At 66.8% G+C, this 21,768-nt stretch carries 19 protein-coding genes; 12 read left to right on the top strand and 7 right to left on the bottom strand.

Translation table 11 applies throughout. The features are described from left to right. Positions 1-11 precede the first annotated feature (11 nt). Entirely contained in the window at positions 12-470 is a 459-nt protein-coding gene (locus FDT80_RS12955; protein ID WP_170311860.1) for an NUDIX hydrolase, read from the top strand. 104 nt (positions 471-574) lie between these two features. After that, positions 575-2,056, top strand: a complete 1,482-nt coding sequence (locus tag FDT80_RS12950) for an inorganic phosphate transporter (protein ID WP_138662736.1) — start codon at positions 575-577, stop codon at positions 2,054-2,056. A 7-nt stretch (positions 2,057-2,063) separates the two neighbouring features. Here the strand turns inward: FDT80_RS12950 and FDT80_RS12945 are convergent, their stop codons facing one another. The 3 genes from FDT80_RS12945 to FDT80_RS12935 form a co-directional block, all read right to left on the bottom strand. Beyond that, positions 2,064-3,092 (bottom strand): 2-dehydropantoate 2-reductase, encoded by a 1,029-nt coding sequence (locus tag FDT80_RS12945; RefSeq protein ID WP_138662735.1) that lies wholly within the window; start codon positions 3,090-3,092, stop codon positions 2,064-2,066. Further along, the gene (gene argF / locus FDT80_RS12940) at positions 3,082-3,987 is read right to left on the bottom strand and encodes an ornithine carbamoyltransferase (RefSeq protein WP_138662734.1); all 906 of its coding nucleotides are present in this window, start codon (positions 3,985-3,987) and stop codon (positions 3,082-3,084) included. Before argF ends, FDT80_RS12945 begins: the two co-directional genes overlap by 11 nt. A gap of 76 nt (positions 3,988-4,063) precedes the next feature. Further along, the gene (locus FDT80_RS12935) at positions 4,064-5,239 is read right to left on the bottom strand and encodes an aspartate aminotransferase family protein (protein ID WP_138662733.1); all 1,176 of its coding nucleotides are present in this window, start codon (positions 5,237-5,239) and stop codon (positions 4,064-4,066) included. A gap of 404 nt (positions 5,240-5,643) precedes the next feature. Here FDT80_RS12935 and FDT80_RS12930 point away from each other — a divergent pair, with 404 nt between their 5' ends. Next, entirely contained in the window at positions 5,644-6,228 is a 585-nt protein-coding gene (locus FDT80_RS12930; RefSeq protein WP_138662732.1) for a GcrA family cell cycle regulator, read from the top strand. 117 nt (positions 6,229-6,345) lie between these two features. Here the strand turns inward: FDT80_RS12930 and FDT80_RS12925 are convergent, their stop codons facing one another. After that, positions 6,346-6,681: an SHOCT domain-containing protein gene (locus tag FDT80_RS12925; RefSeq protein WP_138662731.1), complete on the bottom strand. Its 336-nt coding sequence runs from the start codon at positions 6,679-6,681 to the stop codon at positions 6,346-6,348. 176 nt (positions 6,682-6,857) lie between these two features. On the opposite strand from FDT80_RS12925, the gene FDT80_RS12920 reads away from it, so the two are divergent. From FDT80_RS12920 to mdoH, 6 genes are all read left to right on the top strand, one after another. Beyond that, entirely contained in the window at positions 6,858-8,492 is a 1,635-nt protein-coding gene (locus FDT80_RS12920) for a thiamine pyrophosphate-binding protein (protein ID WP_138662730.1), read from the top strand. Next, positions 8,479-9,687 (top strand): CaiB/BaiF CoA transferase family protein, encoded by a 1,209-nt coding sequence (locus FDT80_RS12915; RefSeq protein WP_138662729.1) that lies wholly within the window; start codon positions 8,479-8,481, stop codon positions 9,685-9,687. The genes FDT80_RS12920 and FDT80_RS12915 overlap by 14 nt, the downstream gene beginning before the upstream one ends. A 175-nt stretch (positions 9,688-9,862) precedes the next feature. Further along, the gene (locus tag FDT80_RS12910; RefSeq protein ID WP_138662728.1) at positions 9,863-11,212 is read left to right on the top strand and encodes a tetratricopeptide repeat protein; all 1,350 of its coding nucleotides are present in this window, start codon (positions 9,863-9,865) and stop codon (positions 11,210-11,212) included. A 47-nt stretch (positions 11,213-11,259) separates the two neighbouring features. Then, on the top strand, positions 11,260-12,471 hold the full coding sequence (locus tag FDT80_RS12905; RefSeq protein WP_138662727.1) for an OpgC family protein: 1,212 nt from the start codon (positions 11,260-11,262) through the stop codon (positions 12,469-12,471). Further along, positions 12,471-13,994 (top strand): OpgD/OpgG family glucan biosynthesis protein, encoded by a 1,524-nt coding sequence (locus tag FDT80_RS12900; RefSeq protein ID WP_138662726.1) that lies wholly within the window; start codon positions 12,471-12,473, stop codon positions 13,992-13,994. The genes FDT80_RS12905 and FDT80_RS12900 overlap by 1 nt, the downstream gene beginning before the upstream one ends. Next, positions 13,991-15,883 carry a glucans biosynthesis glucosyltransferase MdoH gene (mdoH, locus tag FDT80_RS12895; RefSeq protein ID WP_138662725.1) on the top strand — a complete coding sequence of 631 codons (1,893 nt, stop codon included), beginning with the start codon at positions 13,991-13,993 and terminating at the stop codon, positions 15,881-15,883. Before FDT80_RS12900 ends, mdoH begins: the two co-directional genes overlap by 4 nt. A gap of 135 nt (positions 15,884-16,018) precedes the next feature. On the opposite strand, the gene FDT80_RS12890 is transcribed toward mdoH, so the two are convergent. The 3 genes from FDT80_RS12890 to FDT80_RS12880 all read right to left on the bottom strand — a co-directional run bounded on the left by FDT80_RS12890 (position 16,019) and on the right by FDT80_RS12880 (position 18,128). Continuing rightward, complete coding sequence (locus tag FDT80_RS12890) at positions 16,019-16,543, bottom strand: YHS domain-containing (seleno)protein (protein ID WP_138662724.1); 525 nt, start codon at positions 16,541-16,543, stop codon at positions 16,019-16,021. A 197-nt stretch (positions 16,544-16,740) separates the two neighbouring features. Then, on the bottom strand, positions 16,741-17,535 hold the full coding sequence (locus FDT80_RS12885) for an SseB family protein (RefSeq protein WP_138662723.1): 795 nt from the start codon (positions 17,533-17,535) through the stop codon (positions 16,741-16,743). Further along, entirely contained in the window at positions 17,532-18,128 is a 597-nt protein-coding gene (locus FDT80_RS12880) for a uracil-DNA glycosylase family protein (RefSeq protein WP_138662722.1), read from the bottom strand. Before FDT80_RS12880 ends, FDT80_RS12885 begins: the two co-directional genes overlap by 4 nt. 150 nt (positions 18,129-18,278) lie before the next feature. On the opposite strand from FDT80_RS12880, the gene FDT80_RS12875 reads away from it, so the two are divergent. The 3 genes from FDT80_RS12875 to FDT80_RS12865 all read left to right on the top strand — a co-directional run bounded on the left by FDT80_RS12875 (position 18,279) and on the right by FDT80_RS12865 (position 21,767). Beyond that, positions 18,279-19,181, top strand: coding sequence for a cation diffusion facilitator family transporter (locus FDT80_RS12875; protein WP_138662721.1), 903 nt, complete (start codon positions 18,279-18,281; stop codon positions 19,179-19,181). A 197-nt stretch (positions 19,182-19,378) separates the two neighbouring features. Beyond that, the gene (locus FDT80_RS12870) at positions 19,379-20,038 is read left to right on the top strand and encodes an ABC transporter ATP-binding protein (RefSeq protein ID WP_138662720.1); all 660 of its coding nucleotides are present in this window, start codon (positions 19,379-19,381) and stop codon (positions 20,036-20,038) included. Next, positions 20,016-21,767, top strand: a complete 1,752-nt coding sequence (locus FDT80_RS12865; RefSeq protein WP_138662719.1) for a KpsE/RkpR family capsule polysaccharide export protein — start codon at positions 20,016-20,018, stop codon at positions 21,765-21,767. Before FDT80_RS12870 ends, FDT80_RS12865 begins: the two co-directional genes overlap by 23 nt. The last annotated feature ends 1 nt before the right edge of the window (position 21,768 follow it).

The raw sequence follows: 21,768 nt of genomic DNA, 5'->3' as shown, positions 1-21,768 counted from the left end.
AGTTTTTTAGAATGACTGACGTTTTCAGACGTGCCTGGACGGATATGCTCCGTCCCATCCTGCAACGGCCCAAACACCTGCAAGTTGCAGCGCTCTGCACGCGCGAGGGCAAGGCGGGCAAGCAGGTGCTGCTGATCACCAGCCGCGACACGGGACGCTGGATCGTGCCCAAGGGCTGGCCGATCGACGGGCTCGATGGACCCGAAAGCGCGCTGCAGGAGGCCTGGGAGGAAGCCGGGGTGTCGAAGGCCGACATCGAGGCCGACCCCATCGGTATCTACGAATACCAAAAGGGGCTGGATCACGGCATGTCCGTTCCCGTGGTGACGCAAGTGTACCTGACCAAGGTCCGCAGCCTTGAAGACGACTATCCCGAAGCCGACGAACGCAGCCGTCGCTGGGTCAGTCCGCAAGACGCGGCCGAGTTGGTCGACGAGCCGGACCTGAAAGCCATTCTGAGAGACCTGTGACCGGCCGCGTGCAACGCCCTGGCCTGCCCCTCCCGCTGGGCCACAGGGCGACCCGCGCGCCCAAGGGTGCCGCCATGAGCGGCGGCGGGGGGCGCTAGTCAGGCATGGCAAGATCACCCATGGGCAGCCCCTGGAAAACGCTGGATACCGATCTGGACCGCATTTCGCGGGTCGAACTGGCGGGGTCGCTGGTGGCACGGCCGCTTGTCGCGCCGGGGATCGCGCTGGCCTTCATGGTGCTGGCCGGGCTGGCGGCGGCGGTCTTTTTCGAGGCATCGGGGTCCAACTTCATCATCGTCGCCGCGGCCACGTTCGGGGCCTACATGGCGCTCAACATCGGCGCAAACGATGTCGCCAACAACATGGGCCCGGCGGTCGGGGCGAACGCGCTGACCATGACCGGCGCCATCGTCATCGCCGCCATCTGCGAAAGCGCGGGGGCGCTTCTGGCGGGCGGCGATGTCGTCTCGACCATCTCCAAGGACATCATCGACCCTGCCGCCATGGCATCGCCGCAGGTGTTCGTCTGGGCCATGATGGCGGCGCTGGTGTCCTCTGCGGTCTGGGTCAACCTGGCTTCGTGGGCGGGCGCGCCGGTGTCCACCACCCATTCGGTGGTGGGGGGCGTGATGGGCGCGGGCATCGCCGCGGCCGGCCTGAGCGCGGTGAACTGGTCGTCGATGGCGATGATCGCGGCAAGCTGGGTCATATCGCCGGTCCTGGGCGGTGCGATCGCGGCAGGGTTTCTGGCACTGATCAAGGCCAGGATCCTTTACCGAAGCGACAAGATCGCCGCCGCGCGCCTGTGGGTGCCCATCCTGGTGTCGGTCATGGTGGGGGTGTTTTCGGCCTACCTCGCGATCAAGGGGCTGTCGCATGTGATCCCGGTCGGGATGCCGACCGCCCTGACGATCGGCGCGGTTACGGGTGTGCTCAGCCATCTGGTCACCCGGCCGATGATCCGCCGCCAGTCCCGCGGCATGGCCAACCGCACAAAATCCATCAAGGTGCTGTTCTCGCTGCCGCTGGTCTTGTCCGCCGCGCTTTTGAGTTTTGCGCATGGCGCCAATGACGTGGCCAATGCGGTGGGCCCGCTGGCGGCCATCGTGCACGCGCTGGAGGTGGGCACATTCGCGGACACGGTGGCCATACCGCTCTGGGTGATGGTGATCGGGGCGTTGGGGATTTCCTTCGGCCTGTTCCTGTTCGGACCAAAGCTCATTCGCATGGTCGGCAGCCAGATCACCAAGCTCAACCCGATGCGGGCCTATTGCGTGGCCCTCTCGGCGGCGATCACCGTCATCGTCGCCTCTGGGCTGGGCCTTCCGGTCAGTTCCACCCATATCGCCGTGGGCGGGGTATTCGGCGTCGGGTTTTACCGCGAATGGCACATGGAACGGCGCCTGCGGCAAACGAAATCGGCGCGCAGCCCGGTCAAACACATCGCGGTCGAGGAACGCCGACGCCGCAAGCTGGTGCGCCGGTCGCATTTCATGACCATCGTGGCCGCCTGGATCATCACCGTGCCCGCGACGGCAGGCCTGTCGGCGCTGATCTTTCTGGTGCTGTACGGCGTGCTGGCGTGACCCCCGGCTAGCGGCGCAGGTCCTGCGGTGCGCGCGGGCGGCGCGGCCCCTCCTCCGCTTCGGCATCGCGCATCGCGGCCAGAACCGCGGCGGCGATCGGCGTCGCCACGCCCGCCGCCGCGCCCATCGCAACGATCCGCCCCTGAAGCGCGTCGATCTCGGTCTTGCGGCGCGCCATCAGATCATAGGCCATCGACGTGCGGGCGGTGGCATCGATCGTCAGCATGGACGCCGCAAGCCGCCGGAACACCGGCGTCGGCAGGCGAAGGATATGCGGCGTGGTCCAGACCGGCAGCGGCGTGGTGGAAACCGCGCGCAGACCCTGCGCGCGCAGCACCGTCAGCGCCTCGGCCATCTGGTCGGCCATCAGGCGGCGCCAGTCGCGGTTCAAGAGCTGTTCGTGCAATGTCAGCCCCGATAGAGCGTTGAGCGCATTGGCAAGGTTCACCAGCAGCTTGCCCCATTGCACCGCATCGATGTCGGGGGTCTGCCCGACCTTCAGGTGCGGCGCGCTCAGCCATGCCGAGAGCCCCCCCGGCCCCGCGCCGATCCGGATGTCGCCGCTTGTCGCGCGGTGGAAATGGGCCGGCGCCTTGGGGATCACGTTGAAGGGCACCATGCCCGCCCGGACATCGCGCCCCGGCAAGGCATCGGCAAGCATCGCGCGGTTGTCCACCCCGTTCTGAAGGCTGACGACCGGGGCATGCGCGGGTGCGTGGCGCGCGATCTCGGACGCGATGCCGGCGGTGGCGCCGCTTTTCACCGTGACCAGCACCAGATCGGCGGCGCCAAGGCAGACGGGATCATCGCTCAGCGCCAGATTGTCGGCGGCAACCACGAGATCCAGCCCGGTATAATCGGTAAGGCGTAGCGCGCCCTGCGCGTTAATCGGGGTCAGCACGGCGGGACGCCCCAGCAGGGTCACGCGCCGCCCGGCCGCCGCCAGCAGCCCGCCCGAGAAACACCCGACAGCTCCGGCCCCCGCCACCACGATATGCGGGCCGCGGGATCCGCCCGTGTCCGGATCAGACGCCAAGGCACCAGCGCATAATGGCCTTTTGCGCGTGCAGGCGGTTCTCGGCCTCGTCGAAGATCACCGAATGGGGGCCGTCCATCACGGCGCTGGTCGCCTCGTCGTCGCGGTGCGCTGGCAGGCAGTGCATGAACAGCGCATCCGGCTTGGCGCGCGCCATCAGCGCCTCGTTGACCTGGTATCCGCGCAACTGGTTGTGACGCCGTTCGCGCGCGGATTGCGGATCATGCATGGACACCCATGTATCGGTGACCACCAGATCGGCGCCCTCCACGGCCTTTTGCGGGTCGCGTTCGATGCTGTAGAGCCCGTCGAGCGACGGTTCTGGATCGAGCGGCGGAGGGCCGGTGAAGGTCAGATCGAAGCCGAACCCCTTCGCGGCATGGGCGAAGCTGGCGAAGACGTTGTTGCCATCGCCCGACCAGACCACTTTCTTGCCCGCGATGGGGCCGCTTCTTTCCTCGAAGGTCATCACGTCGGCCATGATCTGGCAGGGATGGCTGCGATTGGTGAGCCCGTTGATCACCGGCACGCTGGCGTATTCGGCCATGTCGAGCAGGGTCTGTTCCTCGAAGGTGCGGATCATGATCAGATCGACATAGCGCGACAGCACGCGGGCGGTGTCGGCGATCGTTTCGCCGTGGCCAAGTTGCATGTCGGCGCCCGAAAGCACCATCGTCTGCCCGCCCATCTGGCGCACGCCGACGTCAAAGCTGACGCGGGTCCGGGTCGAGGGTTTTTCGAAGATCAATGCGACCATGTGATCCTTGAGCGGCTGGACGTCGTCGGGCGCGCCGCGCGGGCGCCCCGCGCGCGACGATTTCATCGCTGCCGCATCGTCGATGATCCGCCGCAAGTCGGTGGGGTCGGTGGTGTGGATATCGAGAAAATGAGTCATCTTTAAGTGCCTTTTGCACGCGGCGCATGGGGGCGCTGCCCCCAGACCCCCGCGGTATTTGGGTCCATTTGGAAGATCAGGCGGCAGCCAGCGATGTGGCGGCGGCGTCGAGACGGTCGATCGCCTCGGCCAGTTCGTCGTCGGAAATGGTGAGCGGCGGCAGCAGGCGGATCACGTTGTCGGCGGCCGGAACGGTGATCACCAGCGCGCCATACCCCGCCGTGACGACATCGGTGTTCGCCGCCTTGCATTTCAGCCCCATCATCAGGCCCGTTCCGCGCACGCTGTCGAATACGTCGGGGTGCGCGGCCACCAGACCTTCGAGTTTCTGGCGCATCAGGGCCGCCTTGCGGTTGACCTCTGCCAGGAAGGCGGGGTCGGTCACGTGATCCATGACCGCGCAGCCCACGGCACAGCCCAGCGGGTTGCCGCCATAGGTCGAGCCATGCGTGCCCGCGGTCATGCCCGACGCCGCGTTTTCGGTGGCCAGCACCGCGCCCAGCGGAAAGCCACCGCCGATGCCCTTGGCCACCATTATGATGTCGGGCGCGATGCCCGCCCATTCATGCGCAAAGAGCTTGCCGGTGCGCGCGACGCCGCATTGCACCTCGTCGAAGATCAGCAGGATGCCGTGTTCGTCACACAGGTCGCGCACCCCCTTGAGGCACTGGTCGGGCACGGTGCGGATGCCGCCCTCGCCCTGCACCGGTTCGATCAGGATCGCGCCGGTGGTATCGGTGATGGCCGCGTGCAGCGCGTCATGGTCGCCAAAGTCGACATGCACGAACCCCGGCAGCAGCGGGCCGAAGCCCTTGGTCATCTTTTCCGACCCCGCTGCCGCGATGCCGGCCGAAGACCGGCCGTGAAACGAGCCAGAGAAGGCGATGATGTCGGTGCGCTCGGGCTGGCCCTTGTCGTACCAGTACTTGCGCGCCATCTTGACCGCCAGTTCGCAGGCTTCGGTGCCCGAGTTGGTAAAAAACGCGGTGTCGGCAAAGGTATGTTCGATCAGCTTTTCGGCGAGCGCCTGCTGCTGCGGGATCTGGTAGAGGTTGGAGGTGTGCCACAGCGCCCCGGCCTGGTCTGTCAGCGCCTTGACCAGCGCGGGATGCGCATGGCCCAGCGCGTTGACGGCGATGCCCGCGCCCAGATCCAGGAAACGTCGCCCGTCCGCCTCGATCAGCCAGGAACCTTCGCCCTTTACGAAGGTCATGGGGGCGCGCGCGTAGGTCGGCAACAGGGCAGGGATCATCGGAGAGCTTCCTTTGGGTAAACACCGCATCAAGGGCACAACAGGTGCATGAGCGGTGCGGATTGGTCAACAATTTTTGGGGATGGTCCAGGGCCGGACCGTTGGATCAGGGCGTGCGACGTCAGGCGCGGGTGCGCAGGCGTCGTCGGGTCGGGATATGGGTGCCATTGATCATGCACCACGACATAACCGATCACGACCGCGTCGCAAAGCTGTTTTTGCGCCCTGCCGCCTTTGGCGTTCCGGGCCCGCAGCATGTGCGGTTTTGGCCGCGCCGCGCCGATGCGCGGCGGGCTCTCTGCGTTCCGCGCTTGTAACTCCGCGTGTGGTGATTAGTATAGGCTGCTGACGGAATGAACAAAGCGGTCCAGCCATCCGGGCCGCTTTTTAACTGGGGAATACTGATGTCCTGGACTGACGACCGCGTGGAACTGCTCAAGAAGATGTGGGGCGAAGGCCAATCCGCGAGCCAGATCGCCAAGGAACTGGGCGGTGTGACCCGCAACGCCGTGATCGGCAAGGTGCACCGGCTTGGCCTGTCGAACCGGGCCGCGACGTCCGGCGCCGCCCCTAAGGCGGAACCCAAGGCCAAACCCGCAGCCGCCGCCCCCAAGGCGGAGCCCAAGGTCAAGCCCGCGCCCAAAGCCGCCGATCCGGAGCCGGAAGCCGAAGAGACGCAGCCGGCGCCCAAGCCCAACCTGCCCGCGCGCAAGGCGATCATCCCGGCGGGCCAACCCTTGCCGCCGCAGCCGTCGGCCAACGAGATCAGCCCCGAGGCCCTGGCCAAGGTGAGCGAGATCGAGAAGAAGGCAAAGCGGTTGTCGCTGATGGAATTGACCGAGCGGACCTGCAAATGGCCGGTCGGCGACCCGGCGACGGAGGATTTCTGGTTCTGCGGCCTGCCCGTGCAACAGGGCAAACCCTATTGCGAGGCCCATGTGGGCGTTGCGTTTCAGCCGATGTCGTCGCGCCGGGATCGCCGCCGCTGACCGCGCGGCACCGCCTGTTGATTCCCGAATGACCCCGGATCGCGTCCGGGGCTTTTGTATTGGGCAATTCCACGGGAAATGACCAAAAGCGGGGATCGAGCCGCCGGATTGCCCGGCTCAGTCCTCAAGCGCCTTGCGGCGCTGGCTGAATTCCTCGGCGTCGATCTCGCCGCGTGCAAAGCGTTCCTTGAGGATCCTCATCGCGTCGTTCCGCTCCACGCCCAGCACGCCGGACCCGATCAGCCATCGCAGGGCGACACCGGCCAGCACGACCACGGCGATCCAGAAGATGATGGCCAGCCCCAGCCACAGGAAACCGTGGCCCGCACCGTGGCCGCCCGCCCACATGTGGTCGTGGTAGCCTTCGCCGCGCACCCCTTGGGCCTCGGCCGCGGCGGCCGTCATCCAAGCGATCGGTCCGGCTGTCGCCGCGCTTTGCATCATCCGTTTCATCGCATTCTCCTGCTTGTCCGGCCGCGCCGGTCGCAGTCAGCCTATCGGTGCAGGGGTTTGGCCGGTATGATCTGGATCAAGGAGCCCGGCTGTCACAAAGCGCACGCAAAGATGAGTTGCCAGCCTGTCGCCCGCGTGGTTCTGCTGCCCCAGATGCCGCCGACAAGGAGCCGCCGATGCCCGCCCCAACCGTCCCCTCTCCGACCCTGCGCGCCGCCGACGTGATCGCCCGGCGGCTTCACGATGCGGGCTGCCGGTATGCGTTCGGGATGCCGGGCGGCGAGGTCCTGACTCTCGTCGACGCGCTCCAAGCGGCCGGAATACGATTTGTGCTGGCCAAGCATGAGAACGCCGCCGCCTTCATGGCAGAAGGGGTGCATCACCGCACCGGCGCACCGGGCATTCTCGTGGCGACGGTGGGGCCCGGTGCGCTCAACGGCGTCAACGCGGTCGCCAATGCGCATCAGGACCGGGTGCCGATAATCGTGCTGACCGGAGCCGTCGATGCCGACGAGGCGCAGACCTATACCCATCAGGTACTGGACCAGCAGGCGGTCTTCCGCCCGATCACTAAGGCGACGTTCTCGCTGACCGCCGGTGCCGCGCACGTGATCGCCGACAAGGCGCTGGCCATCGCCACCGAAGGCCGACCCGGACCGGTGCACATCGACGTGCCGATCGCCGTCGCCGATGCCCGCCTGCCCGACGCGTCCGGCCCGCGCCGCGCGCCCGCCGCCGCCACCGCCCCGGCGGGCAAGGCCCTGGCATCGGCGCGCGAATGGCTGGCGGCATCACACCGGCCGGTGATGATCGTCGGCGTCGATGCCATGACCCAAGGGGCCGGTGGCGCCGTTCGCGCGATGGCAGAGCGGTTCAACATCCCGGTGATCACCACCTACAAGGCCAAGGGCCTGATCCCCGAGAATCACGCCCTGTCGCTTGGCGGCGCGGGGCTGTCGCCGCTGGCCGACAGCCACCTGCTGCCTTTCGTGCAGTCCGCCGACCTGATCCTCGGCGTGGGCTACGATCCGATCGAAATGCGCACCGGGTGGCGCGACGCGTGGTCGCCGGACCGGCAGACCGTCATCGACATCACGGCAGAGCCGAACCACCATTACATGCACCAATCCACCCTGAACATCGTCGCCGACTGCTCGGCCTCGCTGGCGGCCATCGGCGACGGCGTCACACCGCGCGACACCTGGACCGGCGGCGAGATCGAAGCCCTGAGGTCATCCCTTGCCCAGGCTTTCCCGCGGACCGACGACTGGGGACCGGCGGCGGTCATCGACACCTGCCGCCGCATCCTGCCACGCGGCACGATCGCCAGCGCCGACAGCGGCGCGCACCGCATCCTGCTCAGCCAGATGTGGGCCTGCGACGCGCCGCGCGGGCTGGTGCAATCCTCGGGCCTCTGCACGATGGGCTGCGCGGTGCCGCTGGCGATGGGCACAAAGCTGGCAGCGGGCGATACACCGGTGGTGTCCTTTTCGGGCGATGCCGGGTTCCTGATGGTCGCGGGCGAACTGGCCACGGCGGCCGAGCTTGGGATCGCGCCGATTTTCGTGGTTTTCGTGGATGCGTCACTTGCGCTGATCGACCTGAAACAGCGCGGACGGCAATTGCCCAACGCGGGCGTCGATTTCGCCCGGCACGACTTTGCCGCGATGGGACGGGCCTTTGGCGGTGCGGGGCACAGCGTGTCAAACCGGGGTGAGTTGAGCGCGGCGCTTGAGGCCGCGCTGGCCTGCCCGACCTTTACCGTGATCGCCGCGCAGATCGACAAGGGAGGCTACGATGGCCGCATCTGACACGCCGATGGCCCTGTCCGGGCTTGTGGTGCTGGACCTCAGCCGGATCCTTGCGGGGCCGACGGCGACGCAGTTGCTGGGCGATCTGGGGGCCACGGTGATCAAGGTGGAAAACCCCAGAACGGGCGGCGACGACACACGCGGATGGGGGCCGCATTATGCCCGCGACGCCAGCGGCGCGCCGACCGATCTCAGCGCGTATTTCATGGCCGCCAATCGTAACAAACACTCTGTCGCGGTGGATATTTCGACATCCGAAGGGCAGCAGACGCTGCGCCGGCTGGCCGCGCGCGCCGATGTGGTGGTGGAAAACTTCAAACCCGGCGGGCTGGTGAAATACGGGCTTGATCATGCGACGCTGCGGGCGGCGCATCCCGGACTGGTGTATTGCTCGATCTCGGGTTTCGGACAGACCGGGCCGCACCGGGATCAGCCGGGCTACGACCTGATGGCGCAGGGCTTTGGTGGGATCATGTCGCTGACCGGCGCGCCCGACGGCCCGCCGATGAAGGTCGGCGTGGGCATCGCCGACGTGATGTGCGGGATGTATGCCTGCGTGGGGATCCTCGCGGCCTTGCGCCACCGCGACGCCACCGGAGAGGGCCAGCATATCGACCTGGCGCTGGTGGACGCGCAGATGGCGTGGCTGGTGAACGAGGGCGTGAATTATTTGACGTCGGGGCAATTGCCCGAACGGCGCGGCAATGCGCACCCCAATATCGTGCCCTACGATGCCTTTGCCGCCGCGGATGGCCATGTGCTGATCGCGGTGGGCAACGACGCGCAGTTCGTCCGCTTCTGCGATGCTCTCGGTCGACCGGACCTGGGCGACGACGCGCGGTTTGCCACCAACCTTGCGCGGATCGAAAACCGCACCGCGCTTGGCGATGTGCTGGCGCCTTTGCTGGCCGCGCTGCCCAAGGACGAGATCCTGCGCCGGCTGCACGCCGTCAAGGTGCCCGCCGGTCCGATCAACACCGTGGAGCAGGCCCTGACCTCGGATCAGGCGGCGGCGCGCGGCGCGGTGCTGACGATGGACACGCCGGACCTGGCGCACGGCAGGCTGCGGCTGCTGGCCAATCCGCTCAAGCTGTCGCGCACGCCCGTGCGCTACCGCCGTCCGCCGCCGCGGTTCGGGCAGGACACGGCACAGGTGCTTGCAACACTTGCCAGCGCCCCGGTCGAAAAGGGCTGATTTTCCGCACGCTTTCGCGCGAAATCCTGCCGGATGTGCAACAATTCGCTGAATAACGCTGGGAATCCGACACGGAGCTTCACGTTGGCGTGTGACCGGGGGTGCCAACGGTTCGCGGCCGCCTTTATTCGGGTAAACCATTGACGGCAAGGTTCATCCGAAAGGTGACAATGAAATGATGTATGATGTCTGCGACAGTCCGGTAATGCTAACCTCGCCCCAGGCCCTGAGCGACTGGAACGCGATGATCCTGGCGTTTCTGGCACATGGCAGCCAGACCCCAGTGCATCTGGGCGCGGTTCTGCGGCACGAGCCGCAGTTTGCCATGGGGCATGCCGCACGCGGGCTGTTTTCGCTGATGATGGGCCGGGCCGAACTGGTCGTGACGGCGCGCGAGGCCGGCGACGCCGCCCATGCCGCCGCGACGGCCACCGCCCCGGACGCGCGTGCGGCGGGGTGGATCGCGGCGCTGGATCACTGGCTGGCGGGTCGCCCCGCCGCCGCCGTCCAAAGGCTTGAAGACATCCTGGCAGAAACCCCCGCCGACACGCTGACCGCCAAGCTGGTCCACGGCATCCGCTTCATCCTCGGGGATGCGGCGGGCATGCGCGCGTCGATCGAACGTGTCTTGCCGGCGCATGGGGCCGATCACGCCTGTCGCGGCTTTGCGATGGGCTGCCATGCCTTCACGCTCGAGGAAACCGGAGAGTACGACCGGGCCGAGGCCGTCGGGCGTGCGGGGCTGGTCCATGCGCCCGACGACGCATGGGGGCTTCACGCGGTGGCGCATGTCTATGACATGACCGCGCGCCCAAGCCAGGGCATCGACCTGATCGAAAGCAACACCGCCGCCTGGGGCCAGTCCAACAACTTTCGCTATCATGTGTGGTGGCACAAGGCGCTGTTGCACATGGACCGCGGCGAACTGGACGTGGCCCTTGGGCTCTACGATGCGCAGATCCGCGCCGACAAGACCGACGATTACCGCGACATCGCCAACGCCACGTCGCTGTTGATGCGGCTCGCGCTGGAGGGACTGGACGTTGGCCCTCGCTGGGAAGAACTGGCCGATCTGGCCGAACGGCGCACCGAAGACGGCTGCCTGGTGTTTGCCGATCTGCATTACATGCTGGCGTTATGCGGTGCCGACCGACCCGAGGCAAAGGCCCGTCTGACCGCGCGCTTTGCCCGCGATGCGGTGCGGCAGGGCGACATGGCGGCGCGGGTGGCCGACCCCGGGGTGGCCGCGCTCGACGGTCTCAATGCCTTTGCCGAAGGACGATACGACGCGGCCTTTGTGCAGCTCAATGCGGCGCGGCCCCGCATGCAGGAGATCGGCGGCAGCCACGCCCAGCGCGACGTGTTCGAACGCATGACCATCGACGCCGCGCTGCGCGCCGGGCGCTCGGATGCCGCGCATGACATCCTGATGCAGCGCATGGCCCTGCGCGCGGGCACCGAGGACCGATTTACCGCCAGCCGGTTTGCGACCCTCGACCATGCCCGGCGCATTCCCGCGCAGTGACCCGCGACACCGGTGACAGCATTGAAAATAAAGCCTAAAGGCCGCGCATGACATATGCAGATCCCAGCCAGATGCCCGCCCGCACCGTGACCGCGCTTGGTGCGCGGTCCGCCGTGCGCACGCGCGATCCGCGGCTGGATTTCTTTCGCGGCATCGTGATGTTCATCATCCTGATCGCGCACACGCCCGGCAACTGGGCGACGCTGTGGATCCCCGCGCGCTTTGGCTTTTCCGACGCGACCGAAGTTTTCGTGTTCTGCTCGGGGATGGCATCGGCCATTGCCTTTGGATCGGTGTTTCGCGATCAGGGGCTGTTGATGGGCGCGGCGCGCGTCGCGTTCCGCTGCTGGCAGGTCTATTGGGCGCATGTCTGCCTGTTTCTCGCGATCGCGGTGACCATGGTCGCGCTGAACGGCTCGGGTCTGTTCACCACGGACTACGTTGGTCAACTGAACCTGCACCCGTTTTTCAATGACCCGATGCGCAACCTGCCGGGTCTGCTGACGCTGACCTATGTCCCCAACTATTTCGACATCCTGCCGATGTACCTGGTGGTGCTGGCGATGATGCCGCTGGTGGTTGCGTGCCACCGCGTGCATCCGCTGGTTGCCCTGGCGCTGGTGCTGGCGGTCTGGGCCGGCGCGCAGACCGGGCGCTTTGCCTTGCCCGCCGAGCCGTGGTCGAGCCGCGAATGGTTCTTCAACCCCTTCGGCTGGCAACTGGTGTTCTTCACCGGCTTTGCGCTGATGTCCGGCTGGATCCCCGCGCCGCCGCGTCACCGGGCGCTGGTGCTGGCGGCGCTGGCCACCGTGGTGGTGATCGTGCCGCTGGCCTATTTCCGCATCATCCGCGAGGTTCCCGAAATCCAGGCATGGCGACAGGCCAACACCCTGCTGATCGCCAAGACCGATTTCGGCATACTGCGCTATGTGCATTTTCTGGCGCTCGCCTATGTCGCCTGGATCGCTGTGGGCGAAGCGGGGCGGCGCATCCTGCCGCCGCAGACCGGTGGCCTGGCCGCGCGGCTGTGGCGCAGGATCCTGGCGGTCATCATGAAGGTCGGACAGCAGTCGCTGGCGGTCTTCATCACGTCGATGTTCACCGCGCGGCTTCTGGGCGTGGCGCTTGACGTGCTGCCGCGCGGATTGGGCGCGCAGCTTTTGGTGAATGCCGCCGGAGCCGCGGTGCTCGTGGCGGTGGCCTACGGCGTCGGCTGGTTCAAATCGCATCCCTGGCGCAAGCATAAGGCGGCCACGTGATGCTGCGCCGCGATGCTCTCAAGACCCTTGCGGCGCTGGCCGCCGTCCCTGCCGCGGCCTGGGCCGGGGACAGCGGGCTGGACCGCGGAACACCCGTTCCCTTCGACGCCGGGCATGTCGTCGATCTGGCGCGCGACCGCGCCGCCGCCCCTTACGCGCCCCGCCCCACGATCCCGCAGCCATGGCGCGCGCTGAGCTATGACCAGTACCGCCAGATCTGGTTCGATGGGCGCAACGCGCTTTGGAACGGAACGGACACGCCGCAGCGCGTCGATGTGTTTCCTCCTGGTCTGTATTTCCCGCGCGCCGTCGCCATCAACGCGGTCGAGGACGGCATGGCCCGGCCCCTGCGTTTTGATCTGGGTGTGTTCGACACCACCGACGGCTTTCCCGATCTGCCCGTCGATGACACGCTGGGCTATTCCGGTCTGCGCCTGCGCGCCGAGCTTGAAGCGCAGGGCATCTTTCAGGAATACGCGGTCTTTCAGGGCGCAAGCTATTTTCGCGGTATCGGCACGGGCCAGACATATGGGCTGTCCGCACGAGGTCTGGCGCTGAAAACCGGCGACCCGATGGGCGAAGAATTCCCCGATTTCACGGCATTCTGGCTGGAACGCCCGGCCCCCGGCGCCGCATCCGTCGTGGTGCATGCGCTGCTCGACAGCCCAAGCTGCACGGGCGCCTACCGGTTCGAGATCACGCCCGGCGACGCGTTGCACATGGCCGTCAGCGCACGGCTTTTCGCCCGCGACGACTTGGTGAACGTCGGGCTGGCGCCGCTGACGTCGATGTTCCTGTTCGACGCCACGATGCGGCATCGGTTCTCGGATTTCCGCCCCGCGGTACACGACAGCGACGGGCTTGCGATCCACAATGGCGCGGGCGAGGCCCTGTGGCGGCCGCTCGCCAACCCGACCTCGCTCCAGATCAGCGCCTTTGCCGACGAAAACCCACGCGGCTTCGGCCTGATGCAGCGTCCGCGCGCGTTCAGGGATTTCGCTGATCTGGAGGCGCTTTATCACCAGCGCCCATCGGCCTGGATCACCCCCGGCGAAGGCTGGGGCCGCGGCGCCGTGACGCTGGTCGAAATCCCCGCAGACCTTGAGATCTACGACAATATCGTCGCCTACTGGCGGCCCGCCGCACCGATCCTGGCCGGAACGGACCACAGTCTGAGCTATACGCTCGACTGGGGGCGCGACCCGGCGCCCCGGCGCGAACGCGCGCTGCGCGTCATCGACACCGCGTCGGGCGGAAGACCCGAAGGCGGCCTCGTTTTTGCGATCGATTTCGAAGCCGGCGCGCCGGTGCCGCAAGACCTGGACCGGATCACCATCGACCTGCAATCCAGCGAAGGGTCGCTGACCCCCGGCATCGTGCAACGCAATCCCGAAACCGATGGGCCGCGTCTTGCGTTCACGTTCCAGCCAGGCGATGCCCCCCTGTCGGAACTGCGCGCGCAATTGCGCTTGGACGGGGCCGCGCTCAGCGAAGTTTGGCTCTACAGGTGGACCCGGACATGACCCGCCCCGCACACGATCCCGGCGCAGTATCAGACGCGATGCCGCCGCCTGCCCCGCTCGAAATGGCGCCCCAAGATCTGTCGTCGCCCGCACGCGTCCAGCACCGCACGGCGGCATCGCACGGCAGCCAAAGGTCACTGGGCTGGCGGATTGCGGTGTTCGCACCGGCGCTTCTGGGCACCGGCTTGCTGATCTACGGGCTGTTCGGCTGGCTGGCAGAGACTGGCATGACGGGCCTCGAATGGGCCTTGCTGACCATGATCGGTGCAACCTTCGTCTGGGTCACGCTGTCGGTCAGCACGGTAGGCGTGGCGATCGCCGGGCTTCTGGCGCGCGAGGACAGCACCGCGCGCGGCCCCGAAAACGCGCCTGCGCTGGATGTCGCGTTGCTGGTGCCGATCTACAACGAGGTGCCCTGGGACGTCTTCGGCAATGCGGCCGCGATGCTGGATGATCTGGCGCGCCGCAACGGGCCGCACGGCTATACGCTTTTCGTGTTGTCCGACACGCGCGACGATGCCATCGCCGATCAGGAATGGCGCGCCTTCCAGACCCTGCGCCACAGCGCGCCCGCGGGCGTGTCCGTACATTACCGCCGCCGGGCGGAAAACACCGACAAAAAGGTCGGCAACCTGCTCGACTGGATCACCGGTTGGGGCGCCGCCTTCGAGGCGATGCTGGTGCTGGACGCCGACAGCCTGATGACAGGCCGCGCCATCGAACGGCTGGCCAGCGAACTCTCGGTCGACCCCGACGCGGGCCTGATCCAGAGCTTTCCGGTGCCGATCGGCGCGACCACGGTCTTTGCCCGGCTGCAACAGTTTTCCTCCATCGCCTATGGCTGGCTGCTGGCCGAAGGCCTGGCGATCTGGGCGCGGGGCGAAGGCAACTACTGGGGCCACAATGCCATCATCCGCACCCGCGCCTTTGCACAGTCGGCAGGCCTGCCGCACCTGCGCTCGCGCCGAGGAGACGATCAGCTGATCCTGAGCCACGACTTCGTCGAGGCGGGGCTGTTGCGGCGCGCGGGCTGGCGCGTGCGGTTTCTCCCGCGCGTCTCGGGCAGCTACGAGGAAACCCCCGGCACGCTGATCGACTATGTGCTGCGCGACCGGCGCTGGTGCCGGGGCAACCTGCAACACCTGCGCCTGCTGGCCACCAAGGGGTTGCACCCGGTATCGCGGTTCCACCTGCTTCACGGGGCGGTGGCCTACCTGTTGTCGCCCGCCTGGTTCGTGCTGCTGGTGATATGGGCGCTTCTGGGCAAGGACGCGGACACCAACGTGATCCGCTACTTCAATGAAACCAACCCGCTGTTCCCCGACTGGCCCCCCGCCATGAGCCATATCGACAGCGCGGTGTTTCTGGCGATCATGTACGCGATGCTGCTCACGCCCAAGATCGCCGGCGCGGCGATCATCGCGGCCCACCCCAAGGCGACGCGCCCCTATGGCGGGCGCGCCGCCTTCGTGGCGGCCTTCGCGGTCGAGATCGCGCTGTCCATTGCCTACGCACCCATCCTGATGATCCAGCAGACCCGCGCCGTGCTGCGCTCGCTCTCGGGCCGGCCCGACCCCTGGACCCCGCAGGCGCGCACCGCGCGCGCCTATCCGCTGCGCACCCTTGCCGCGTTCCACTGGGTGGAAACGCTGCTGGGCCTGCTGCTGCTCGCGGGACTGGTCTCCGGGCTGGTCTCGCTCTGGCTGATACCCATCGTCGGCAGCCTGTGCCTTGCCGTGCCGCTGTCGGCGCTCAGCGCGGTCGATCTGTCGCGCGGGATGGCGGGTCTGCGCATGGACAGCCCGCTCACGCTGCGCGAGCCGGCCATCGTCTCCCATGCCCGCGCCGAACGGTCACGCCTGCGTAGCCTGCTCGACACCACGCACTGATCGGCGCCGGCCCGGTTTCTTTGGGCTGAAAGCACCTCCGCCGGAGGCCGCGTTTGACGGCTGCGGGCGGCAGCCGTCAAACGCATGTCGTGCGGCGCGGCCGCGCATTCGGGCCATGCCACGGGACGCGACGGATCAGTCTGTGGGGGCCGCGCTCCGGAACTGCGGAATGACCGACCTGGACGCCGCCTGCGGCTCGATGTCGACCCAGTTGGCCTCGCTCAGCGTCAGGTTGCCGGAAATGTCCTCCTCCCAGAAGCCCACCACAGTTTTGGTGATGTTGAGATACAGCTTGTCGTCTATGATCCGCCACAGGTTCGGATTGCCCGGCACCTTGCCGCCCTTGGCCACGCCAAAGGCGCAGTGGCCGTCGTATTGCGGCACGAATGCCGCCGGATCCGCCTCGAACCGCGCCTTGTTTTCGGCGCTGGAAAAGGCAAACCGCGCGCCGTTGTAGGTGGCGGTGAAATCCTTGTCGCCGGGCACGCCGGGCGATTGCGACGTGCCGACGGGCGACTGCGGCAGGTCGAAATAGGCCACCACGTCGTAGCCCGAGACCGCAAAGCCGTTGGGATCGATGTATTGCTCGCCCGCACGGGCGGCGGTGGTCAGGGTCAGGGCCGCCGCGGTGGCGGCGACAAAGGTGTGAAAGCGGGTCATGAATGCTCCTGAGACTATGGCCGCCCCTGCCAGCGGGGAGCGCGGGCGCGGGTGCGGCACGTGAAGGTACGGTGATCCGAGCATAGGCGCGGCGCCGGCCTGCGCGCATCTCGCAATGGCGTGACCTCCCGCAGGTGTGACCGCGCAAGGCTGGCGCGTGATCGTTTCGTGAGGATCCGCGCCCGAAGCGCCCGCGATTATTTCAAGAGCGGTGGCTTGTCCGGATCGCTGCCGGGCGCCGCGCGCACCGCCTGCAATGTCTCGGGCTGCGGCAGATCAAACCGCAAGCCGACACGGTCCAGCCGCTCGGCGACGCTGTCGGCGGCATCGAAAAATCCGATGTCCATCGCGCCCGCCTCGATGCCCGAAAACGTGAGCGCCTCGCCCGCCGCACGGCTTAGCGCGCCCTGCGCCTCGGGCACGGCGCCGACGAAGCCCAGCATGTGCCCCCGCGCGCCGCTGTCATAGGTGACGCCCACCAGATAGGCCCGTTGCGCCAGTCCGGCGGCAGTGGCCAGCTTGCTGTCGATGGCGCCGATCAGGGTTTCCGGCAGGCCCTTGGGGGGGTGCACCTCGGCGATGCGGGCCTCGACCTCGTCGGGGGTATTGCCAAGGGTCTGGTGCAGCCAGTCCACGGCGGACCCTGGCAGCAGGATCGACGAGGGCGCCACATCGAGATTGACGCCCAGCCCGATCCCCTGCCCGGCCAGCGTGCCCGCGATCACCCGGCCCGACAGCGCGACATAGGGGGCCACGCGACCGACAAAGGCCGCCAACCGCTCCTCGCGGTCAAATACCAGCACGCAGGATTCCGCGCCAAGATCGAACAATTCCGGCGTGATCGTGTCGTCGTCCTCCTCCGCCTCGGCTTCGAGCAGCATGAACAATTCCGTCTCGGCCAGACGCTCATAAAAGCGCAGGCGGATCGCATCGTCGTCGGGCGCGGCCTGCATCGCGGCATGGGCGGCATCGAGCGGTGTCTCTTGGGTCATCTCAGGGCCTCTTTCACGCGGGCGCGCAGTTGGGGCAACACATCGGCCTCGAACCACGGGTTTTTCCTGATCCACCCGGTATTGCGCCACGACGGGTGAGGCAAGGCAAAGGTGTCCGGACCGTGGTCGCGCCAGTTGCGCACAGCGTCGGTCACCGATGCGATCCTGCCCAGGTGGTATTTCATCGCATGGCCGCCAATCACCACCGTCAGCGCGATGTCGGGCAGCATCGCCAGCGCGTCGCCGCGCCAGGTGCGGGCGCAGACCGGCGGCGGCGGCAGATCGCTGCCCTTGGCGTCATAGCCCGGAAAGCAGAACGCCATCGGCACGATGGCGATGCGGCTGCGGTCGTAAAACGTGTTCTCGTCAACGCCCAGCCAGTCGCGCAGGCGCACGCCCGAGGCATCCCAGAACGGCGTGTTGGCGCGGTGCACCTTCAGGCCTGGCGCCTGGCTGGCGATCAGGATCCGCGCGCCGGGCTGGAACCACACCACCGGATTGGGCCGATGCTGCGTGGCCGTCGCGGCAAAGCGGTCGGCGCAGATCGTGCAGTCGCGCAAACGCGGGCGGATATCGGGGGCAACGCTGGTCATCGTGGGGTATCTAGATCAGCAGCGGCCCGGGGCCAAGTGGACGGCCATGATTTGCACTGCCCCGGTTTGCCGAACGCAGGCTCGGGCGTGCCGCTTCGGCTTGTGCCCCGCACGCGCCTTGGATAGCCTTTGTCCAGAGGTGACGCGGCCATGGCGCACGGACTTCACTCTCACGCCGACGCGAGGCGCGGCGACACGCGGGTCGCATGGGCCATTGCGATCAACATGGGCCTGACGGTCGCGCAGGTCGCGGGCGGTGTCCTAGCGGGCAGCCTGGCGCTGATCGCAGACGCGCTGCATAATTTCTCGGATGCGGTCGCGCTGATCATTGCCTATCTCGCACGGCGCATCGCACGTCAGCCGGCGGACGGCCGGATGACCTTTGGCTATGGCCGGATCGAGCCGGTCGCAGCGCTTGTCAATTACACCACGCTGGTCGTGATCGGTCTTTACCTGATCTACGAGGCCGTGCTGCGCCTGGCCAACCCCGCGCCGGTCGCGGGGTGGATCATCGTGCTGGTCGCCGGCGTCGCACTGGCCGTCGATCTGGGCACCGCCGCGCTGACCTGGCGGCTGAGCCGGTCGAGCACCAACATCCGCGCCGCGTTCCTGCACAACCTGGCCGATGCGCTGGGGTCGGTCGCGGTAATCCTGGCGGGCACGATCGTGCTGCTGTGGGGCTGGACCTGGGTCGATCCGGCGGCGACACTGCTGATCGCGGGGTACATCCTGTGGCAATCGCTGCGCGAGATGCCGGGCGTGGTGCGGATCCTGATGCTGGGCAGCCCGCCGGACATCGACACGCGGCAGGTGATCGATGCCGTATCGCGCGTGCCGGGTGTCGCATCGCTGCATCATGTGCATGTCTGGATGATGGGCGAACATGAACCGGCGCTGGACGCGCATGTGGTGCTGGACGACGGCGCCGCCGCAGACGAGGTGCGCCGCGCCATCCGTCGGATCGTGGCGGACCGCTACGACATCCGCCACACGACGCTGGAGACCGAAAACGGCGGCGACGCCTGTGCCGAGCCGACCGAGATCGGGCACTGAGCACGGCACCGCACCGCGGGCCGATCGGGTCCGCAATCCCGCCCGCGCCGCCCGCGCAATCCGCACCGATAGGTGTTGTACAATTGTTTCCAGATGCGACATACTATGGCCAAATTCGGTGGATAGACGCTTAATACACCTCTGCTAAAAGAGGGCCGCGATCCGACACGGATCAATCCGCAGAACCGGAGCAGTCGATGCTGGAATTTGAGAATGTCTCCAAGTCCTTCTGGACCGGATCACAGCACAAGGTGATCCTGGATCATGTGTCGTTCAAGGTCGAACTCGGCAGGTCCCTGGGCATTCTGGCACCGAACGGCACGGGCAAGACGACGCTGATCAACATGATGGCGGGGCTGGAGAAACCCGACGAAGGCGAAATCCGCCGGGGCTGCAACATCTCCTTTCCGCTGGGGTTCATGGGCGGGGTGGTGTCCAAGGTGTCGGCGATGGAGAATTGCCGCTATATCGCGCGCCTCTACGGGCTCGATCCCGATTACGTCGAAAGCTACTGCCGATGGCTGTGCAACCTTGGCGAATATTTCGACCAGCCGCTTGGCACCTATTCGTCGGGCATGCGGTCGCGGTTTTCCTTTGCACTGATGCTGGCGCTGGATTTCGACATGTACCTGATCGACGAAGGCATGCCCGGCAGCACCGACGTCGAATTCAATCGCAAGGCAGGTGAAATCCTGCAGGAACGCCTGCGCACCACGACCATCGTCATCGTGTCCCATTCCCCCAGCACCCTCGAGAAATTCGCCCGCTCGGCGGCGGTGCTGGTCGATGGGCAGTTTCACATGTTCGACACCTTGGAAGAAGCGAAAGAGCTCTATGATTACCAAACCCAAGGCTAGGAAGTTTCGCATCAAGCGCAGCACGCCCGCGCCCAGCGCCGAGAATGCCAATCCCAGCGAGCGGAAGGTGGACGCGGCACCCGCGCCGCACCCGTCCGAGCCCTCTGTCTCTGCGCGCCGCGACACTGCGGACGCGCCACAACCGCCCCGCCCGCGCCCGGAGCAGGCCGCGCAGCCAAAGCCGGCCGCCCCCGCAGAACCGCCCGCACCGCGCGCCCGCGACGGCGATGTATCCTCTGCCCGCGAGGTCGAAGGAGAGCTGGATATCGACGCGATCCGCCGCGAAGGACTGACGGGACGCCAATTGCGAATGGCGCGCCGCGTGGCGCAAAAGCACGGGCTGGCGCCGACCTCCGATTTCGACGCCGTGCGGCTGCTGCGCGCGCAGGGCATCGATCCGTTCCAGCGCTCGAACATGCTGGAACTGGTGGTCCCCCATAACGACGAGGAACCGATCGAGAGCGGCATCGGCGGCCTGCCCGCGCGCACCGACCAGGGCAAGGGCGATGATGTCAAACTGCCACAGACCGTGCCGCTGGGGCGCGAAACGCTGCCCTCCACCAAGCTCAGCCCGACCGAGCGGCGCACGCGCGAAATTTCCGAAATCCAGCGCGAGATCACCCGCCGGCGGCAAAAGAAACTGGGGCTGCTGCTGACCCGGCTGGCGTTCTTCGTCATGCTGCCGACGTTTCTGGCGGGCTACTACTTCTACCAGATCGCCACGCCGATGTATGGCACCAAGTCCGAATTCCTGATCCTGCAGGCCGACAACCAGGGGGGCTCGGGCCTTGGTGGGTTGCTGACCGGCACCCAATTCGCCACCAGCCAGGACAGCATCGCGGTGCAGTCCTATCTGCAATCCAAGGATGCGATGCTGCGACTGGACAGGGATGTCGGGTTCAAGTCGCATTTCACCCAGGATTTCATCGACCCCATTCAGCGGCTGGAGGACACCCCGACCAACGAACAGGCCTACAAGCTGTACAAAAAGAACATCAAGGTCGGTTATGATCCGACCGAAGGCGTGCTGCGCATGGAAGTCGTGGCCGCCGATCCCGATGTCAGCGCGCAATTCTCCCGCAGCCTGATCGGCTATGCCGAGGACCGGGTGAACAGCCTGAGCCAGCAAAAGCGCGGCGACCAGATGGCCGACGCCGAGGCGAGTTTCAAGAACGCCGAAGCCGAGCGCAGGATGGCGCAGGAGCAGCTTGTGAACCTGCAATTGCAGGGTGCGACGCTGGACCCCGAGGCCGTGATCGCGGGGCTGCGCAGCCAGATCAACAGCGTGGAATTGCAGCTTCTGGACAAGGATCTGCAATTGGCGGCGCTGCTGGACAACCCGCGTCCCAACCAATCGCGCGTCGATGGCGTTCGCGGCGATATCCGCCGCCTCAACGCGCAACTCGAAGATCTGAACGCGCGCATGACGGACGTCAGCCAGGGCGAGAATTCGCTGGCACAGCTGAGCGTGAACATCCAGATGGCGCAGGCCGATCTGGCCACCCGCGACATGCTGCTGCAATCGGCCTTGCAGCAGATGGAACAGACCCGTATGGAAGCCAACCGGCAAGTGCGCTATCTGACGACCAGCGTCGAGCCGGTGCCCAGCCAGGAAGCCACCTATCCCAGGAGCTTCGAGAACACGATACTGGCCTTTCTTATCTTCGCGGGCATATACCTCATGATCTCGCTCACCGCGTCCATTCTCCGGGAACAGGTAACATCCTAAC

The organism is Sulfitobacter sabulilitoris, assembly GCF_005887615.1.
GTDB classification, from domain to species: Bacteria; Pseudomonadota; Alphaproteobacteria; order Rhodobacterales; family Rhodobacteraceae; genus Sulfitobacter_E; species Sulfitobacter_E sabulilitoris.
This window is presented reverse-complemented; position numbering and strand designations above follow the sequence as displayed.

Excerpts from the sequence above, each read along its gene's own strand:
- FDT80_RS12955 (WP_170311860.1), top strand. The coding sequence starts at position 12 with ATGACTGACGTTTTCAGACGTGCCTGGACGGATATGCTCCGTCCCATC.
- FDT80_RS12950 (WP_138662736.1), top strand. The coding sequence starts at position 575 with ATGGCAAGATCACCCATGGGCAGCCCCTGGAAAACGCTGGATACCGAT.
- argF (WP_138662734.1), bottom strand. The coding sequence starts at position 3,987 with ATGACTCATTTTCTCGATATCCACACCACCGACCCCACCGACTTGCGG.
- FDT80_RS12935 (WP_138662733.1), bottom strand. The coding sequence starts at position 5,239 with ATGATCCCTGCCCTGTTGCCGACCTACGCGCGCGCCCCCATGACCTTC.
- FDT80_RS12930 (WP_138662732.1), top strand. The coding sequence starts at position 5,644 with ATGTCCTGGACTGACGACCGCGTGGAACTGCTCAAGAAGATGTGGGGC.
- FDT80_RS12925 (WP_138662731.1), bottom strand. The coding sequence starts at position 6,681 with ATGAAACGGATGATGCAAAGCGCGGCGACAGCCGGACCGATCGCTTGG.
- FDT80_RS12920 (WP_138662730.1), top strand. The coding sequence starts at position 6,858 with ATGCCCGCCCCAACCGTCCCCTCTCCGACCCTGCGCGCCGCCGACGTG.
- FDT80_RS12915 (WP_138662729.1), top strand. The coding sequence starts at position 8,479 with ATGGCCGCATCTGACACGCCGATGGCCCTGTCCGGGCTTGTGGTGCTG.
- FDT80_RS12910 (WP_138662728.1), top strand. The coding sequence starts at position 9,863 with ATGATGTATGATGTCTGCGACAGTCCGGTAATGCTAACCTCGCCCCAG.
- FDT80_RS12905 (WP_138662727.1), top strand. The coding sequence starts at position 11,260 with ATGACATATGCAGATCCCAGCCAGATGCCCGCCCGCACCGTGACCGCG.
- FDT80_RS12900 (WP_138662726.1), top strand. The coding sequence starts at position 12,471 with ATGCTGCGCCGCGATGCTCTCAAGACCCTTGCGGCGCTGGCCGCCGTC.
- mdoH (WP_138662725.1), top strand. The coding sequence starts at position 13,991 with ATGACCCGCCCCGCACACGATCCCGGCGCAGTATCAGACGCGATGCCG.
- FDT80_RS12890 (WP_138662724.1), bottom strand. The coding sequence starts at position 16,543 with ATGACCCGCTTTCACACCTTTGTCGCCGCCACCGCGGCGGCCCTGACC.
- FDT80_RS12885 (WP_138662723.1), bottom strand. The coding sequence starts at position 17,535 with ATGACCCAAGAGACACCGCTCGATGCCGCCCATGCCGCGATGCAGGCC.
- FDT80_RS12880 (WP_138662722.1), bottom strand. The coding sequence starts at position 18,128 with ATGACCAGCGTTGCCCCCGATATCCGCCCGCGTTTGCGCGACTGCACG.
- FDT80_RS12875 (WP_138662721.1), top strand. The coding sequence starts at position 18,279 with ATGGCGCACGGACTTCACTCTCACGCCGACGCGAGGCGCGGCGACACG.
- FDT80_RS12870 (WP_138662720.1), top strand. The coding sequence starts at position 19,379 with ATGCTGGAATTTGAGAATGTCTCCAAGTCCTTCTGGACCGGATCACAG.
- FDT80_RS12865 (WP_138662719.1), top strand. The coding sequence starts at position 20,016 with ATGATTACCAAACCCAAGGCTAGGAAGTTTCGCATCAAGCGCAGCACG.